This window comes from Euzebya pacifica (assembly GCF_003344865.1).
In the GTDB taxonomy this organism is placed as follows: Bacteria; Actinomycetota; Nitriliruptoria; order Euzebyales; family Euzebyaceae; genus Euzebya; species Euzebya pacifica.
Window position 1 is genome coordinate 4,574,007 of record NZ_CP031165.1, and the last position, 17,013, is coordinate 4,591,019.

The following is a 17,013-nucleotide window of genomic DNA, read 5'->3' on the forward strand; positions in this document are numbered from 1 at the left end:
AGGCTCCAGCGGACCAGCTACCGCCGCAGGGAGGGACCATGCCGTCCACCGCATCGTCCGGGGACCGTCATCCAGCAGACAGCCATGACCTGATCCGTGTCCACGGGGCCAGGGTCAACAACCTCAAGGACGTCAGCGTCGAGCTGCCCAAGCGGCGGCTCACCGTCTTCACCGGTGTGTCGGGGTCGGGCAAGAGCTCGTTGGTCTTCGGCACGATCGCGGCGGAGTCCCAGCGGCTGATCAACGAGACCTACTCCACGTTCGTGCAGAACTTCATGCCCACCGCCGCTCGACCCGAGGTCGACGTGCTGGAGGGCCTGACGACGGCGATCGCGGTCGACCAGTCACGGATGGGCGCCGACGTGCGCTCGACCGTCGGCACCGCAACCGATGCAAGCGCCATGCTGCGCATCCTCTGGAGCCGGATCGGCGACCCCCACATCGGCGGGCCCAGCGCGTTCTCGTTCAACATGGCGTCGGTCAGCGCGAGCGGGGCGATCACCGTCGAGAAGGGTGACAAGAAGCGGGAGGTCGTCACGTTCTCGCGCACCGGCGGGATGTGCCCGACCTGCGAGGGCATCGGGACCGTGCCCGACCTCGACATGTCCGCGATCGTCGACGAATCGAAGTCCTTGGCGGACGGCGCCATCCTGGTACCCGGCTACACCCCCGATGGCTGGATGGTGCAGCTGTTCAGCGAGTCCGGGTTGCTCGACCCGGACAAGGCCATCGCCGACTACACCGAGGAGGAACGCCACACCTTCCTCGACCACGAGGGCACCAAGGTCAAGGTCCAGGGTGTCAACCGCAGCTACGAGGGCCTGCTGGTGCGTCTGCAGAAGTCGATGTTCACCAAGGACCGCGACTCGCTGCAGCCGCACATCCGACGGTTCGTCGATCGGGCCGCGACCTATGCGGACTGCCCCGACTGCGGCGGATCGCGGCTGAGCGAGGCGGCCCGCTCCTCGCGCATCGAGGGCAAGAACATCGCCGAGGCCTGTGCGATGGAGATCCGCGACCTGGCGGAGTGGATCCGAGGCCTGGACATCCCGGGCGTCGCCCCCCTGCTGGGCAAGATCCAGCACACCCTGGACTCCTTCGTCGAGATCGGCTTGGGCTACCTGTCGCTGGACCGGGCCTCGGGGACGCTGTCGGGGGGCGAGGCGCAGCGCACGAAGATGATTCGCCACCTCGGCTCGGCGTTGACCGACGTGACCTACGTCTTCGACGAGCCGACCGTCGGGCTGCACCCCCACGACGTGCAGCGCATGAACGACCTGCTGCTGCGGCTGCGCGACGCCGGCAACACGGTGCTGGTGGTCGAGCACGAACCCGAGGTCATCGCCATCGCCGACCACGTCGTCGACCTCGGGCCGATGGCGGGCACCGAGGGTGGGACGATCTGCTACGAGGGTTCCGTCGAGGGGCTGCGCGGCAGCGACACCGTCACCGGCCGCCACCTGGACGACCGCACCCCGCTGAAGCCCTCGGTCCGCACGGGAACCGGGGCGCTGGAGGTTCGCGGCGCCTCGTTGCACAACCTGGTCGACGTCGACGTCGACATCCCCCTCGGGGTGCTTTGCGTCATCACGGGGGTGGCCGGGTCGGGCAAGAGCTCGTTGGTGCACGGGTCGCTGCCGGACGACGCCGATGTCGTGGCCATCGACCAGGACGAGATCCGTGGGTCGCGTCGCAGCAACCCGGCGACCTACACCGGCCTGCTCGACCCGATCCGCAAGGCCTTCGCCAAGGCCAACGGCGTCAAGCCGGCCCTGTTCAGCTTCAACTCCGAGGGTGCCTGTCCGGTCTGCAACGGGACGGGCGTCATCGAGACCCAGCTCGGGATCATGGCAAGCGTGTCGACACCGTGCGAGGAGTGCCAGGGCAAGCGGTTCGACAGCTCGGTCCTGGAGCACCAGCTGGGTGGTCGTGACATCGCCGAGGTGCTGGCGATGCCAGTGGTCGAGGCCGAGGCGTTCTTCGCCGAAGGCGACGCACGGGTGCCGGCCGCGCAGAAGATCCTCCGTCGGCTGGTCGACGTCGGGCTGGGGTACCTGCGGTTGGGCCAGCCCCTGCCCACGCTGTCCGGTGGGGAGCGGCAGCGCCTGAAGCTGGCGACCCACATGGCGGAGAAGGGCGGGATCTACGTGCTGGACGAGCCGACGACCGGCCTGCACCTCGCCGACGTCGAGCAGCTGCTCGGCCTGCTCGACCGGCTGGTTGACTCGGGCAAGTCGGTGATCGTGGTCGAGCACGACCTCGCCGTGATGGCGCATGCCGACTGGATCATCGACATGGGACCCGGTGCCGGCCACGACGGGGGCCGCGTGGTCTTCGAGGGATCGCCCGCCGACCTGATCGCCGACGGCTCCACCCTGACCGGCCAGCACCTGGCCAAATGGGTCGAGGGCTGAGCGCGGCCCTGCGACGAGCCCCAGGGCGGTGTCCTGGTCTACTCAGGCCGCCTCGAGGACGAAGAAGATGAAGCAGATGAACGCGGTGGCATCCCCGAGATCCGGCGGGAGGAGCTCGCGGGGTGTGTCTGGTGCGAACGGCGGTTCACTGATGACGGAGATGCGGAAGCCTGCCCGCGTGAACGCGTCGCTCATGGCGTGCAACGGCCGGTGCCAGTAAACGAGCTCGGCGCGCTGGCCGTCGAACGTGTACTCCTCGGCGTACTGCGTGACGGAGAAGTAGTCGGCGCTGGGGTCACTCGACTCGAGGATGCGGGGGTGGTTCACCGACAGGAGGAGCCGGCCGCCGGGCACCAGGACGCGCCGCATCTCGGCCAGGGGTAGCGTCCAGTCGCGCAAGTAGTGGAGTACCAGGGAGACGACGACGTCGTCGAACGCGCCGTCGTCGAACGGGAGGGGCTGGCTGATGTCGGCCACGTGCACGTCCGCGTCCGCACCCAACCTGCGCCGTGCCAGGTCGACCATGACCGCGCTGGAGTCGACGCCGGTCACGATGGCACCCTTCGCGCGCAGCGCCGACGTCAGCGCTCCGGAACCACAGCCGGCGTCGAGGACCCGACGGCCGTCCACGTCTCCCGCGAGGTCGATCATCGCGGGACGCTCGTAGTGGGCGTTGAAGAGGTTGGACTCGTTCGCCGTTGCGTAGCTGCGGGCGAAGCTGTCGTAGTGGTCGGCCTTCAACGGGTCCTCGTATTCAGCGGGCCCCCTAGGGCAGGAGCGACCCAGAAGAGGCTGTCACAGCCGGGGACACCAGGTCACCCGGCCGTCAGTACCCACACCTGACCGAAAGAGTCGTTGACCTGCAGATTCTCTGGCTCGGGCTCAGTTGGTCTGCGCGATCTGGATGAGGTTGCCGCATGTGTCATCGAGTACGGCGGTGGTCACGCCGCCCATGTCCAGTGGTTCCTGGGTGAACCTCACGCCCAGGCCACGCAGGCGCTCGTACTCGGCCTGGACATCAGCGACCGCGAAGGAGGTGAAGGGGATGCCGTCCTCCACGAGCGCCTCCTTGAAGGGCCGTGCGGCGGGGTGCTCGTCGGGCTCGAGGAGGAGCTCGACCCCGTCGGGTTCGGACGGGGACACCACGGTGAGCCACTGGTGCTCGCCCATCGGGATCTCGTTCTTCTTCTGGAAGCCGAGGACGTCGGTGTAGAACGCCAGCGCCTTGTTCTGGTCGTCGACCAGCACACTGGTGAGGTTGATGCGGATCATGGTCCCTCCTGAGGGATCGGCCACCGGTCAACGATCGCCCGTAGCGGCGCGAGGTCGGCGTGGTGGAACTTGTAGCGACCGTCCCGTCGAGTGGTGACGAGACCTGCCTCTTCCAGCACGTCGAGGTGCTGCGAGATCGCTTGGCGAGATGAATCGATGCCGTGCTTGCTGAGCAACCGCGTGCAGATCTCGAAGAGCGTCTGACCGTTCCTGTCGGCCAACTCATCGAGGATCACTCGGCGGGTGGGATCAGCGAGCGCCTTGTACACATCAGTCACGGCAAGGAACGTTATGCAAGTGATGACTTGCATGTCAAGGGGGTGCGGTAGCGGTGGTCGTGTGTTGACGTCAACTCTGCGATGCCGGCTCGTCCGGGGTCAGCCGACGGGTGGGGTCGGAGATCACGCACACATAGTTGTGCTCGCGATATCAGCCGCTAGCCAAAAGGGCGGCACCGGATGATCGGGCGTCCTGGATGGTGATGATGACAACGTGGTCGACATCTTCCTCGTAGGTGTAGAGGATGAGCATCCATCGCCAGGGCCCGAGGAGGAACCGCAGCGGAGCCCAGCGGCCATGGAGCTCGGGTCCGAGGCGCGGGAGATCGGCGAGGGGCTGGATGGAACGGCGGACCCGGTCAGTGGTGTCGTCGGAGAGGGACAGGACCGCGATCAGCCGCACGAGATCTTCGACCGCTGCAGCGGCCAGCTCGATGCGAGCCACGGCTACAGGTCGGCCAGGGGGATGGTGTCGCCGACAGCGGCCTGTCGCAGACCGAGCTGCGCACGGTCGAACGCGCTGGGGATCGCGTCGAGCAGTGCGACGACGTTGTCGGGGTCGGGGTCGGCGTCATCGATGGCGCTGGACAGCAGCGACCGCGCGAGGGTGCCCTCGGCGACGTGGACGCGGGCGGCGAGTCGCGAGAGCTTGGCTGCCCGCTGCTCATCCAGGGTGACGTTCACGCGCTGACCATCGGGCATGTCCGTAGACTACACGCGGCGACACGATCTGTGCAGTGCGCGCATCCGCAGCTCGGGTCAGCGGGTCAGCGGTCAGCGGCCCGTACCCCGGCGGCGCGGTAGGCGGTTGGGGTCTGGCCGGTCCATCGCTTGAACGCCCGGGTGAACGCGCTCTGGTCGGCGAAGCCCGTCAGGAACGCCACGTCGGCGAGGGGGTGCTCCGTGGTGGCCAGCAGCGCCTCGGCGGCCTCGCGTCGCGCTTGCGTGGCGATCGTCTGGAACGAGGCGCCCTCATCGGCCAGCCGGCGGTGGAGGGTCCGCTCGCTCATCCCGAGCCGTCGTGCCACCTGGGTCTTGCTCGGCTGTCCATCGGGCAGCGCATCGGCCACCGCTCCCCGCACCTGGGCCACGAGTGAGCGGTCGGCCGCCCGGGCCCGCAGGTCGTCCAGCTGGGCCAGCAGGTAGGCCGAGAGTCCCGCGTCCGCCAGCCGCGGCTGCTGGGCGATGACCGCAGCGGGCAGGTGGATCGCGTCATGGGCTGCGTCGAAGGCCACGTCACACCCGAAGAAGGCCTGATGGGGCGTGGCGGTCGGGGGCGGCGGGTGCCGGAAGGACACCGCTTGGGGCCGCACGTGCACACCTGCGGCCTGTCGGAGCATCGAGACCACCGCGGCCAGCGCGCACTCGTTGGCCATGGCCGCCCCACGCCGGTGGTGGGGACGGCCGTTGAGCTCCAGGCGCTGGCCGCCCGGCTCCTCCACCAGGGCGTACTCCAGCGTGTCGGACAGCACCAGGATGTAGCGCATCAGCCGCTGCAGGGTGACGCCGAGGGTCTGCGCGGTCTTCAACGCCAGGCCCAGCGCGCCGAAGTCGTCGGCCCGCAGGGCCTCGGCGTAGCGGAACGGCAGCGCGTGGTCATCGGCACCCGCCACGCGCTCGATCAGCCCGTAGTAGGCCTCGGCGTCGACTGACTCCCCGGCCCACGACGACGCGGGCGCATCGGCTCGAAGGCCCACGCTGGCCAGCAGGTCCTCGGGTCGCTCCGGGCCACGCCCGACCTGGACGATCCGGCGGATCACGGGGGTGCCGACCGAGCCCACCAAGCGGTTCTACCACGCCTGCGACCGGGGTGACCGGGACGGTCAAGCGGGTGGCCGGCATGGTCAAGACCGCCGTGCGGGGTGCTCCGTAGCGTCAACGACGTCACTGCACACCCCACTCCGGAAGGAGCCAGAGATGGCTGCCACCACCATCCCCACCGCCCGTCCCACGGTGCTGTCCCGCCTCGTCGGGGTCGCCTACTTCGGGATCGTCTTCACCGGCATCTTCGCCGAGTTCGTCGTCCGTGGACAGCTGGTCGTCGCCGGCGACGCGGCGGCAACCGCCGCCAACATCGCGGGCTCACCCGGGCTGTTCGCCACCGGCATCGGCGCCGACGTGGTCATGATCGCCCTCGATGTGATCGTCGGTCTGGGCCTCTACCGGCTGCTCGCGCCTTACGACCGCCGGCTCGCCCGGGTGGCCACCGGAGCCCGGCTGATCCAGGCCGGGATCCTCGCCGCCAACATGTTCACCCTCGCCCCCGCGCTCGGCCTGGCCCAGGACGCCGTCAGCACCGGATCGTCCGCCATCGCTGCCCGGGCCCTGCAGGCGGTGGAGGCGCACGCCCTCGGCTACGACATCGGGCTGATCGCCTTCGGCGTCTCCTGCCTGGCGCTGGCCAAGCTGCTGGCCGACCACCACCTCGTCCCGACGTGGCTGGCGATCGGCATGGCCGCCACGGGTGCGGTCTACCTGCTCGGCTCTTTCGCGGCCCTGTTCGCGCCCTCGCTCAACACGGCCATCGACCCGCTCTACCTCATCGCCATGGTCGTCGAGCCCGCCTTCGCCGCGCGCCTGTTCAGCCGTGGCATCCCCACCCCGTCCCCGACCGCGGTGCGACCTGTCGCGGTCGCTGCCTGACCCCGCAGGACCGACACGCCAGGACGACCGAGACAGAGGAGACGATCACCATGCGCGCGATCACCCAGCACACCTACGGCACCACCGACGTCCTCGCACTCGAGGACGTGCCAATCCCCGACATCGGGGCCACCGACGTCCGCATCAGGGTCCACGCCGCCGGCGTCGACCGTGGCGTGTGGCACTTGATGACGGGACTGCCCTACCCGGCCCGGCTGGCTTTCGGGCTGCGCCGGCCACGCAACCCCATCCTCGGCATGGACGTCGCGGGCATCGTCGAGGCCGTCGGCCACGACGTGACCCGGTTCACCGAGGGCGACGCGGTCTTCGGCGTCGGGCAGGGCACGTGGGCCGACCTCGTCGCGATCGACCAGGACCGACTCGCCGCCGTTCCGCGAGGCGTCGACATGCTGGCCGCCGGCGCCCTCGCCGTGTCCGGCTCGACCGCCATGCAGGCGGTGGAGGACCACGGATGCGTCCAGCCCGGCGACCGCGTGCTGGTGCTCGGCGCCAGCGGCGGCGTGGGCAGCTACGCGGTGCAGGTCGCCCGTGCCCACGACGCCCACGTCACCGGCACGGCCAGCACCGACAAGCTCGACCTCGTCCGCGACCTCGGTGCCCACCAGGTCATCGACCACCGCAAGGACGACCCGTTGGCCCAGCACGACCGCTTCGACGTCATCATCGACACCGGCGGCAACCGCCGTCTGCGCGACCTGCGACACGCGCTGCGCCCCGCCGGCACCCTCGTCATCGTCGGAGGAGAGGGCGGGGGCCGGCTGATCGGCGGTCTGGACCGCCAGCTCCGGGCCGTGCTGACCTCGGCGTTCACCCGCCAGCGGCTGGTGACCTTCGTCGCCACAGAGGACGCCGACCACCTGGAACGGCTCGCCGACCTCGTCGAGGCCGGCCACGTGACGCCACGGGTCGGGCAGTCGTTTCCGCTGGAGGAGGCGGCGTCGGCCATGCGCCTCTTGGAGGCTGGCCGCGGCAAGCTCGTGCTCGCCGTCGCAGGCGCGCAGCCCGAGACCAGCACCCCGGCCAAGCACAACACTGCGGAGCGCCCCCGGCAGGAATCGAACGTGCGACGCACGGTTTAGGAAACAGGCCGGGAATTTCGCCGAAACCGCAGGTCAGCGGCCTCTTTGACCCAGAGGCCGCGATCCTGCCCAATTTTCCGCCCAATTTGACCTGACACAGCGGGCACGGTCGCTTCGACGAACCGAGGTGATGAGCGTGCCACACCCGTACCAGGACGTGAAGGTTTTTGGCCTGCAGAAGCGCAAGGGGGAGGTGGGGCGCAACAGGCCGTGGATCGTCAGGTGGATGATCGACGGCCGGCATCGGTCCCGGTCGTTCCGCACACGGTCGGAGGCCGACCGGTACCGGGGGTTGTTGCAGCGGGCCGTCCACGACGGCGAGCAGTTCGCGCCGTCGACGGGCGAGCCCGACGGGTGGGTGCTCCCGCTCGCCGGCATGGGTGTGCACGAGTGGGCACGTCGTTGGCTGGCGGAGGAGTGGCCGGAGTGGGCACCGAGGACGCGGTCGTCGATGGTTGAGTCGCTCGCCCGATTCGTCACGCTCGCGGTGCGACCCGGTGCCCGGACCCCGGCCGACCTGCGCCGCTACCTGCTCACCTCGTTGCGCGCGGATTCCCAGGAACGTGACAGCCGACTCGAGGGCTGGCTCGGCACCAACGCCCTCACCCTGGCCCAGCTCGACAAGCCCGTGTTGCTCGAGGTGGAACGACGAATGCGGCTGCGCCTCGACGGCAGCGGCCCGTTGTCATCGAATACCGCCACGAGGTTCAGGGTCGCCGCCCACGCCTGTGTCCTGGCCGCGGTTGAGGTGGGCGCCATCGAGCAGGACCCATGGCCGGTCCGCAGCCGGGCGCGGGCGCGCCGGAAAGCCAACCGGGGGCTCACGACCGCGCAGCGGATCCGCTCACTCCCCTCCCCCGAGACGATGACCCGGGCGATCGAGGCGATCATCACCGACCACCCGGCGAGCGGCTGCTACCACGCCATGACCGCAACGGCCTACTACGCAGGGCTGCGACCGTCGGAGGTCGTGATGCTCCGGGTCGGGGTCCTCCAGCTGCCCACCAACGGCTGGGGGTCCCTCGACGTCGTCGAGGCCGACATCGGCAACGGTCAGCCCGGCGAACCCAAGACCGGCCCGCGGCTGGTGCCCATCCCACCCCAGCTCGTCGCGATCCTCGCGGCCTGGGTAGAACAGCTCCCCGACCGTGACCCGAGGCGGCTGCTGTTCCGCACCAGCGAGGGCAACCGCCCCAACCAGGGCAACTGGCGCCGCGCCTGGCACCGCGCGCTGGCAGCCGTCGGCGAGCAGCCGATCCGGATCTACGACTGTCGCCACGCCGCAGCCACCACATGGCTCGGCGCGGGCGTTCCCCTGGGCGAGTGCGCCCGCCGCCTCGGCCACAGCGTCGACACCCTCGTCTCCAACTACGTCGGTGCCCTCGCGGGCGACCAGCGACTGGCCAACGAGCGCATCAGCAGCGTGCTTTGACATTCCCATGATGCACGGTGGGGCGGCTGGTTCTCGCCGGGGTTCCCGAAGGTCGCCTGTCTCACCGGCATTGGATGATCCTCAAGGATCGGCCCACGACATGAGCCCGCGCTGGCACGCAACGAATCAGGCCACGCTGTACTTCTACTTCACCGACCTCACGTCCGACCCCATGCCGCTGTCCGTGGGAAGGGATGGTCCTGAACCGTGGCCCTAGATGATTTCAGTGTGCTAGCTGTGCTTTGCCGGGACGTTGTTGACAAGTGACATGGGTGTGCCTCCGTTGTGAGCGTTGTGGCCGCGGTGGTGGTTGTAGTCGTGGACGAAGCGGGCGAGGTCGTCCAGGCGTGCCTGGTTTGAGGGGTAGTCGCGTGCGTAAGCCCACTCCTCTTTGAGGGTTCGGTTGAATCGCTCGACCTTGCCGTTGGTCTGGGGTCGGTAGGGCCGTGTCCGCTTGTGGGTGGCTTCGGCCTCGGCGAGGGCGTCGGCAAAGGTGTGGGAGCGGTAGCAGGACCCGTTGTCGGTCATCACTCGCTGGGTGTGGATGCCGTGCTCGGCGAACCAGGCGATCGCACGGGTGATGAAGGCGGCAGCGGTCTCCTTGCGTTCGTCGCGGTGGGCCTCGGCGTAGGCAATCCGTGAGCGGTCGTCCACGGCGATGTGCAGGTAGTCATAGCCCAACCGCGGCCGGCCATCGCGGGGCCCGTCGGGCCGTTGATCACGCAGTCGCGGGGTGCCGGTGGCTCTGCCGTGGATCCGCCAGCCGCCCCCGTCGGGGATACGACCCTGCTTCTTGACATCGACGTGGATCAGCTCGCCGGGTTCGTCTCGTTGGTAGCGCACCACGGTTCGGGTGGCCCGGTCGATGTCGGCCAGCCGCGGCTGATGGTTGCGGCGCAGGACCCGGTTGACTGTCGATGGGGCCTCTCCCAGCGCCCAGCCGATGCGATGTGGGCCCTGCAGGGTCTGCCGGCGGCACCGGACGATGGCGATCTCGCGGCCCACATCTATGCGGTTGGCCAGGTGGTGGGGACGCGAGGACCGATCGGCAAGGCCGGCATCGCCCTCCTCCCGGAAGCGGCGCACCCACTTGTAGACGGTGGCCCGCGAGACCCCCATCGCTTCGGCAGCTCTGGCGGCTGGCCAACCCAGTTCCTCGACCCGATGGACCAGCAACCGGCGGCCCTCAATGGTCAAACGGGCTCGACGATGACTACGATGCTGCACGAGGGCCTCCCTGGCCGTTACTTAGAACCTGACTGTTGGGGAGGCTCTCGTGCTGTCTACAACCTGTCGGGGAACTACAGCTAGCGGGGTCCGGCCGTCCCCCCACGTCCGCGATGACTTAGGTGATCGACTGCCCTCCGTCCCCATCCGCGAGGACGGGCCGACAGCCTGACCTGCGAATTTCTGCCGAACGACGACCGGGCAGATCGGGGGCGAAGCACGTCCGATCTGAGGAATGCGCTAGGGATGAGAGATCCACGTCAGACACTCGTATGAGACGAGGTTGCCGCCCTCGGTGACCCCCCTCAAGAGTCTCGCGCCGCTCAGCGAAGCGGAAGATGTGGTCCGGAGCGGGACGGGATTGCGGCCGATCTAAAGGGTGAGCCACTCTCTGTCGGGTGAGAAAGGTGCCCGCTGCGCAGGACCTGGAGTCAACCTCCGATGCACATCGCCTATACCAATCTCGGCTCACTGTTCGCAGCCGGTTCGACGCCAAGACTGGAGATGGGCTCGCCTTCGACTCCAGTGGACTTGGACAGGACCTCACACATGCATACGCGGCCATGAACGACCCGGCGGGATGTGGACTCATACGCCCGCGCTCGAACCCTGCACCACGTCCAGCTGTGAACTCACTCAAGCTTTGTGGGTTCCGGCAGTATCGCAAGGAAACGGCTGCCCTGGCGGACACGCAATACTCCGTTTGTGTTTGGGACGCGACGAGCATGAGTCACCACAACGGCCTCGCGTGCTCGTGAGAGCATGACTAGAAGTGTACGGAGTTCTTGGGTGAGAGCCGCCGAAGTACCTTCCTTGAGCGCTGGAAAAGAAGGCAGAATGTCCTCCTCCAAACCCACAACCACCACTCTGTCGAACTGCTGTCCTTTGCCCTTGTGACTGCTTAGGACGTGCAGTCCAGGTCCGACTGGGGCGGACCCTGTCGACGCCACGCGGATATTGGCTATGTCGTGGTGGAGCGTCTCGTAGTCTAGGCCGCGCTCCTCAAAACTCCGCAATGCCCGATCGAGTTCGTCAGCGGTCTCGAAGTCGAGGGCGTCGACAAGGCGAACTGCGGCGTTGCGGAGGTCGCGCAAGGCGTCCGACGTATCCGAGTTCACGCTGACAAGTGACGACCGAAGAATTCGGGCTACGTCAGGGGAGAAGGCCGGTTCATCCCAAACTTCGAGAGGCATCTGCCGACCCACCGCAATGTCCACGATCGAACGGAGGCGGGCATTACTGCGCGCGATAACCGCCACAGATGACCCATCCCCCCGCTCAAGCCACTCTGCGGCCATGTCTACAACCGCATCGGCTTCTTCTACAACGTCCTCGAAGGCCTGCATGGCGAACAACTCTGACGGCCACTGATCTGGCGCCGCCGCTTGTATGTTCGGTCCACCGAGAGCCTTACTCACGGCGCTCACCACTCTGAGAACCTCGGGACTAGATCGCCAGGATGTGACGAGGTCAATAGTTGAAGCAGGCAGGACACGAATCCTTTCCAACACCGTCTCGGGTTGCGCACCGGCCCAGTCGTAGATTGCTTGATGGATGTCCCCTGCAAAGACTTGTCGCCGTTGGCCCACGGCAGCAGCCATTTCGTACTGCTCAACTGTCAAGTCCTGAACTTCGTCAACCACAAGATACGGATAGCGCAACCGCAGGACGTCCCTGACAGCCGGCACCTGAACTGCCCGACAACCCAAACGCATGATGTCGTCGAAATCGATTTCGCCAGCATCGGCTAAACGCATCTGGTAATCACGTGCGACAGGACTATGGTCGTACATTAGCTCGCGGAGTTCATCTTCCTCAACTACTAGCCGTTTGATAGCAAGACCAGCGTCGTGAAGGATGCTCCGGACGTCCCAATAGCTAATGCGGTGTGCTTGGGCGAGATCCCTATGGAGGTCGTCCAACCATCCGGTCCGAGGACCATCAGGGGGCTTGTGAAGCCCTAGGTGATCCCAATGTTGTCGAGCGAGGGCGAATCCGAGGGCGTGGAAATTTCGAACTTCCACGCGTTGGTGCGTGACGGGACCGACACGCACAGCGATTCGCTGCCGCAGATTCGCTCGGGCCTTCTTCGAGAAGGTCAAGGCAAGGATATGCTCTCCTTGCTGCAGAAGGCGTCGTTCGATCACGGCTCCGCAGAACCTGGCGATCTCCTCGGTCTTTCCACATCCTGGAGGCGCCAAGAGAAGGGCGGCGTTGGCCGACCCATCCGCGATTAGCTCGTCAATCCATCCCGTCGCCATCACACAAGTCGCCCGAGAAGATCACGGATCGCGGAGGCAACCGGGACTATGGCGTTCGCTTGGCGCTGGTCCAGTTTGCCGGCGAGTGCTAGGGCGGAATCGATCTTCCCCCCGGCCCGGGCAGCTCGCGCAACGTGCTCCTCCGTTAGGTCCGCGGGATCGGCGACCCCTGCCCGGCCCAAGAGCGTCTCCATCTTGACCACGCCCGCGTCGGAAAGAAGACGAGCGAACTCCCCAGCGCCCAGTGCCTTCGAGCACTCGTCCTCCAGATCCTCACGACAGATGTATACGTGAGCCGCCTGGAGGTCATCCGGGGCGACCCTCAGATAACCGGCGACGGCAGCCGATTCGTCGCCGTCTGCGATAGTGACCATGGGAACATCGAAACCGCTCGGGCCCAAGAGTGTGTAAAGCAACTGGAAGTTGGGGTAGCCACCCACGGGGTAAACACTTATTGATTCACGATCAAGGTCGATGCCCAGGGCCCGGCACACCTCACGCACGGCGACGACGTCGCTCGGGCCTTCCACAGCGATAAGTCCGCGACTCGTAAGGGGTTCGAGCACCGAGGGAAGCCATCGCTGGACTGCGTGCCGGGGAGAAATCGTATCGCCATGGAACTGGCGCAGATTTCCATCGCCGGCCATAACGACTACCTCGGCCGGGTCAAACTGCGCCAACACGGTCGTTGAGTGTGTCGCGATGAGGGCCTGAGGCGCCGCTTCACGAAGCGCCTTGGCTAGACGACGCTGGGCCGCCGGGTGCAGGTGCACCTCGGGCTCGTCGAGCGCGAGTATCGAGAGCGACTGAGGAGCGGCCAACTGCAGGCCAATGGTCGCGAGAGAGCGATAACCATCAGAGTTGTCACGGAACGCACTAGGGGACTCTTGACCACGGAGTTTGACTTCGAAGTCCGCGAGTGGATCTTCCTTACGGTCACTGGGCAGGTCGATGTCGACGTCATCCGCTGCGACTGGCGTGGGGAGGACCCTGTCGAGCGACTCAGCGACGTCCTTCTTGAGGGTCCTTACGCCGGAAGCGTCCTGGACAACTTGGTGGACTTGATCGATCGCCTTCCTGATTGCCACGCCGTCGTCCCCTAGTTCGACACCACGAAGCAATTGCCTGATGACACTGCCGCCTCCAGAACCAAGTGCAATATGCATCTTTCTGTCGGCTCCAAGATGCACGAACGGCACCGACGCCAAACGCAGGTTGCTTACTGGCACCTCGGCACCGTCGCGCCCCAGCTTCCTGTCAATCTTCAGTTCCTTGACGCGTTCGTCGAACTCCGCGACGATATTGAGTTGCAGGGTCGACTCCCCCGCGGCGTTCAGTTCCAGTTCGTGAGCGAATTCTCCCCTTTCCCCTTCGGAGAGACTCGAGAATGTCAATCGAGCCGTCAGGGCACGTGACCGATCGCGCAGAGATTCAGGCGTGATTTCACGATACAATAGAGCACGACTTCCGGTTAGAGCCAGCCCAATAAGGTTCAACAGTGATGATTTACCGCAGGCGTTGGCGCCGACGAGAACCATGTGGCCACTCAGATCGAAGGCAACGTCTGGGATCCGCGAATGGTTGAGTACTTCAAGTGATTGGAGTTGCATCAGAGTCCGTTGGTGTCAAGTGTGCCGGCGGTCTTGTCTGCGTCCCATTCCACCGAAGCATCCTGGCGTTGGTTAGGACCGCACAAGCCGGACATGTCCCCGGAACGGCTCCGTGCCTCCCACACTGACCTCATGTACCCAAAGCAGGAGGGCGGTGGTGACGCGAGACAACTACAGCACTCTGGTCAAGCCAGATCAAGCCGAGTGTCAAAAGTGCCATCACTTGAGCGGCTGCTTCACTCGAGGCGGTCAAACTGACCCCCAGTGTTGGCTTGCCAGGACTTTGTTGACACGTTGACATGAGTCGGAACGTGTCAGGCCGGGTGAAACAGGTCTGAGTTGGTTTCAGGTGTGGGTGGGTTGATCCAGCTGGTTGTCGGGATGGTGGGTGCCTGGGGTCGGGCGTGGAAGCGTTCGGGGTGTTGGGCGTAGGCGTCGTCGAGGACGCGTTGCCGGGCCTTTCGGATGTGGTGGTGGCGTCCGGTGTGGACGTCGGCGGGGGTGTGCAGGCCGATGCCGGAGTGCCGGTGGATGGTGTTGTAGTGGGTGAGGAAGTCGTCGGTGAACCGGCGGGCGTGCCCGAGGTCGGTGAAGCGGCCGGGGAAGGTGGGGGCGTACTTGAGGGTCTTGGACTGCGCTTCGGAGTAGGGGTTGGCGTTGGAGACGTGGGGTCGGCTGTGGGAGCGGGTGATGCCGAGGTCGGCCAGGAGCTGGGCGACGGTCCGGCTGGTCATGGAGGTGCCGCGGTCGGCGTGGATGGTCAGCTGGTCGCGGCCGATGTGCTCGGCTTAGGTGCAGGCGTCGAGCAGGTCGCGGGCCAGCGCGGCCGATTGGCGGGTGGCCACGGTCCAGCCGACGGCGTAGCGGGAGTAGACGTCGATGACGACGTATAGCTGGTACCAGGTCCACTTCCACGGGCCACGCAGCAAGATGGGCGTCCCAGGACCACACCTGGTTGGGGGCGCACCCGCGTACGCTTCATGAACTTGGACATCAGCGTCGAGCGGTTCCGTGCGCTCGCCCGGTCATCGCCGTGGCGCTGGTCGAGGCTGCGCTACGTGCGAGAGCGCGACCCGTCTGGCAGCGATCCAGACCCCGTCGGTGTCTGGATCCGGCGCCCGAAGCTCGCCCGTGTGGAACGGCTGGACGGCGCGCTGCTGCATGTGCACCGTGAGCAACCCCGGACCGTGACGCCGCTCAGCCGCCGCGGCGACGCACTACCGGTGAGGATTCCGGAACTCTCGAGCATCGACGTCGCGCTCGATGAGGACGGGTTGGTTCGTCAGCGTCCGGGTCGGTGGGAGTGCGATACCGACACCGCGATGCTCGGCAGCTACTACGAGGTGGCCGTGCGCGATCCGGTCGAGCCTCGCCGATGGTCACCACGGCGCCGCGGTCGCAACGATCGATGCGCTGCGCGTCGTGGAGCATCGGGGGCGCGAGAGCTGGGAGGCTGTGCTTCGACCCACGGCCGCCTACGACCCGCGGTGTCCGTGCTGCGCGTTGTTGCTGTCGGAGACGCTCGAGGACTCGGGCCTCGGGCTTCGTGCACCGGATCCGAGCTTCGTCTACCCCGACGCCAACCGCGTCCGACTCGATGTCGCCCTCGGGGTGTGTGTCTTCACCGAGCAGTTCGGGGGCACACGTGCCGGGTGGGGCCACGACATCAGGATCGAAGCTGTTGATGAACCGATGCCGGAGGAGCTGTTCCGGGACGCGCCACGGCCTTAGATCCGGGGGATTCCTTGAAGCTGACTCCATCACCGTGGTTACGCGCGTCGTCTCAGCAGTTCTCTGCCGCGCATAACGACGTTCCGATATCCGGGGATACACCATGGCACGGCCCCACTTGCTCTGTTGATGGTTCCTTACGCGGGTGAGGTGGAATTGGCAACTTGGGGCCCACCGCGACGCCGGTGGGAGGCCCTCCGATGGGCTTGATAGGCTGCCCGACATGGATGGGTGGGACTCTGGGGAGAACGACTCGATCCGGGTTGTTGGAGTGCATGGCATAGGCCAGCAACGACTTGATCCGGGCGATCTTGACGTCCAGTGGCGGACCAACCTCACACGTGGGCTTAGCGATGCCGCGCCGCCTGGGGTGCTGCCAGCGGTCGACTTCCGCCTCGCGTATTTCGCGGACGTATTCGCACCTTCGACGAAGGGATGGGAGGACGCTTTGGAGGACGTCGACGTCGACTTCCTGCTTGAGGTGGACGACGAGGTGGTGACACCTGGTTGGTCGGTGCCGCCGACGAAGGGTTTCCCAGCGTTGCCCAAGTCGCTGAACCGTTTGGCGGCCTGGCTGGATGACCGCTTCGGTGCCGGTAGCGCGATGCTGTGCATTGCCAGCTTGCGTCAAGTCCGTCGGTACCTAGCTGATGACGAGCTCGCGGCCACAGTCCACCAACGCGTCGCCGACCGGATCGATGGGCCGGTCGCGATCGTGGCCCACTCGCTGGGGACCGTGGTGGCACATCAGCTTCTCGCGGCGTGCAAGGTCGAGGGAGTGGGTCGGTTGGTGACCTTGGGGTCGCCTCTGGCGTTGTCGACTGTGCGGAAGAGGCTGCGGTATCCGCTGGACGCTCCGTTGGAGGCGGGTGTATGGCTGAACGTCTTTGATCCGCGCGACGTGGTTGCCTGCGCGGGAGGACTGAAGGGCCACGTCCGCAACGCGGGGTTCGACGAGAAGCCCGTGAGAAACGGCGTGAACGCCCACAGCGCGGGCGCCTACCTGCGTTCGGCCACGGTGGCCAACGCGCTGCGGCAGGGGTAG

Annotated in this window: 15 protein-coding genes and 1 pseudogene; 6 read left to right on the forward strand and 10 right to left on the reverse strand. The window is 66.7% G+C overall.

What is annotated here, in order from left to right; genetic code table 11:
• Nucleotides 1-38 precede the first annotated feature (38 nt).
• Complete coding sequence (locus tag DVS28_RS19625) at nucleotides 39-2,414, forward strand: ATP-binding cassette domain-containing protein (RefSeq protein WP_114592978.1); 2,376 nt, start codon at nucleotides 39-41, stop codon at nucleotides 2,412-2,414.
• 42 nt (nucleotides 2,415-2,456) lie between these two features.
• Here DVS28_RS19625 and DVS28_RS19630 read toward each other — a convergent pair whose 3' ends face one another.
• The 6 genes from DVS28_RS19630 to DVS28_RS19655 all read right to left on the reverse strand — a co-directional run bounded on the left by DVS28_RS19630 (nucleotide 2,457) and on the right by DVS28_RS19655 (nucleotide 5,724).
• Nucleotides 2,457-3,155, reverse strand: coding sequence for a class I SAM-dependent methyltransferase (locus tag DVS28_RS19630; protein WP_114592979.1), 699 nt, complete (start codon nucleotides 3,153-3,155; stop codon nucleotides 2,457-2,459).
• Nucleotides 3,156-3,296: 141 nt separating this feature from the next.
• The gene (locus tag DVS28_RS19635; protein ID WP_114594288.1) at nucleotides 3,297-3,683 is read right to left on the reverse strand and encodes a VOC family protein; all 387 of its coding nucleotides are present in this window, start codon (nucleotides 3,681-3,683) and stop codon (nucleotides 3,297-3,299) included.
• The gene (locus tag DVS28_RS19640; RefSeq protein WP_114592980.1) at nucleotides 3,683-3,997 is read right to left on the reverse strand and encodes an ArsR/SmtB family transcription factor; all 315 of its coding nucleotides are present in this window, start codon (nucleotides 3,995-3,997) and stop codon (nucleotides 3,683-3,685) included. Before DVS28_RS19640 ends, DVS28_RS19635 begins: the two co-directional genes overlap by 1 nt.
• A gap of 118 nt (nucleotides 3,998-4,115) precedes the next feature.
• Entirely contained in the window at nucleotides 4,116-4,409 is a 294-nt protein-coding gene (locus tag DVS28_RS19645) for a type II toxin-antitoxin system RelE/ParE family toxin (protein WP_114592981.1), read from the reverse strand.
• Nucleotides 4,410-4,411: 2 nt separating this feature from the next.
• Nucleotides 4,412-4,648 carry a hypothetical protein gene (locus tag DVS28_RS19650; RefSeq protein ID WP_114592982.1) on the reverse strand — a complete coding sequence of 79 codons (237 nt, stop codon included), beginning with the start codon at nucleotides 4,646-4,648 and terminating at the stop codon, nucleotides 4,412-4,414.
• 83 nt (nucleotides 4,649-4,731) lie between these two features.
• Complete coding sequence (locus DVS28_RS19655; protein ID WP_216826164.1) at nucleotides 4,732-5,724, reverse strand: AraC family transcriptional regulator; 993 nt, start codon at nucleotides 5,722-5,724, stop codon at nucleotides 4,732-4,734.
• A gap of 157 nt (nucleotides 5,725-5,881) precedes the next feature.
• On the opposite strand from DVS28_RS19655, the gene DVS28_RS19660 reads away from it, so the two are divergent.
• The 3 genes from DVS28_RS19660 (at nucleotide 5,882) to DVS28_RS19670 (ending at nucleotide 9,139) form a co-directional block, all read left to right on the forward strand.
• A complete protein-coding gene (locus DVS28_RS19660; RefSeq protein ID WP_114592984.1) occupies nucleotides 5,882-6,607 on the forward strand; it encodes a DUF4386 domain-containing protein in 726 nt (241 codons plus the stop codon).
• Nucleotides 6,608-6,657: 50 nt separating this feature from the next.
• Entirely contained in the window at nucleotides 6,658-7,707 is a 1,050-nt protein-coding gene (locus DVS28_RS19665; RefSeq protein ID WP_114592985.1) for an NAD(P)-dependent alcohol dehydrogenase, read from the forward strand.
• Nucleotides 7,708-7,837: 130 nt separating this feature from the next.
• Nucleotides 7,838-9,139: a tyrosine-type recombinase/integrase gene (locus DVS28_RS19670; RefSeq protein ID WP_216826165.1), complete on the forward strand. Its 1,302-nt coding sequence runs from the start codon at nucleotides 7,838-7,840 to the stop codon at nucleotides 9,137-9,139.
• Nucleotides 9,140-9,370: 231 nt separating this feature from the next.
• Here DVS28_RS19670 and DVS28_RS19675 read toward each other — a convergent pair whose 3' ends face one another.
• The 4 genes and pseudogenes from DVS28_RS19675 to DVS28_RS19690 form a co-directional block, all read right to left on the reverse strand.
• On the reverse strand, nucleotides 9,371-10,366 hold the full coding sequence (locus tag DVS28_RS19675) for an IS481 family transposase (RefSeq protein ID WP_114592987.1): 996 nt from the start codon (nucleotides 10,364-10,366) through the stop codon (nucleotides 9,371-9,373).
• A 632-nt stretch (nucleotides 10,367-10,998) separates the two neighbouring features.
• Nucleotides 10,999-12,627, reverse strand: a complete 1,629-nt coding sequence (locus DVS28_RS19680; protein WP_114592988.1) for a UvrD-helicase domain-containing protein — start codon at nucleotides 12,625-12,627, stop codon at nucleotides 10,999-11,001.
• On the reverse strand, nucleotides 12,627-14,165 hold the full coding sequence (locus tag DVS28_RS19685) for an ATP-dependent nuclease (RefSeq protein WP_216826166.1): 1,539 nt from the start codon (nucleotides 14,163-14,165) through the stop codon (nucleotides 12,627-12,629). Before DVS28_RS19685 ends, DVS28_RS19680 begins: the two co-directional genes overlap by 1 nt.
• 386 nt (nucleotides 14,166-14,551) lie before the next feature.
• A pseudogene (locus DVS28_RS19690) lies at nucleotides 14,552-15,197 on the reverse strand (transposase); the annotation flags it as partial.
• Between the two features lie 495 nt (nucleotides 15,198-15,692).
• Between DVS28_RS19690 and DVS28_RS19695 the strand changes: the two are divergent.
• The gene (locus DVS28_RS19695) at nucleotides 15,693-15,968 is read left to right on the forward strand and encodes a hypothetical protein (RefSeq protein ID WP_164710794.1); all 276 of its coding nucleotides are present in this window, start codon (nucleotides 15,693-15,695) and stop codon (nucleotides 15,966-15,968) included.
• Between the two features lie 223 nt (nucleotides 15,969-16,191).
• A complete protein-coding gene (locus tag DVS28_RS19700; RefSeq protein WP_164710795.1) occupies nucleotides 16,192-17,013 on the forward strand; it encodes a lipase family protein in 822 nt (273 codons plus the stop codon).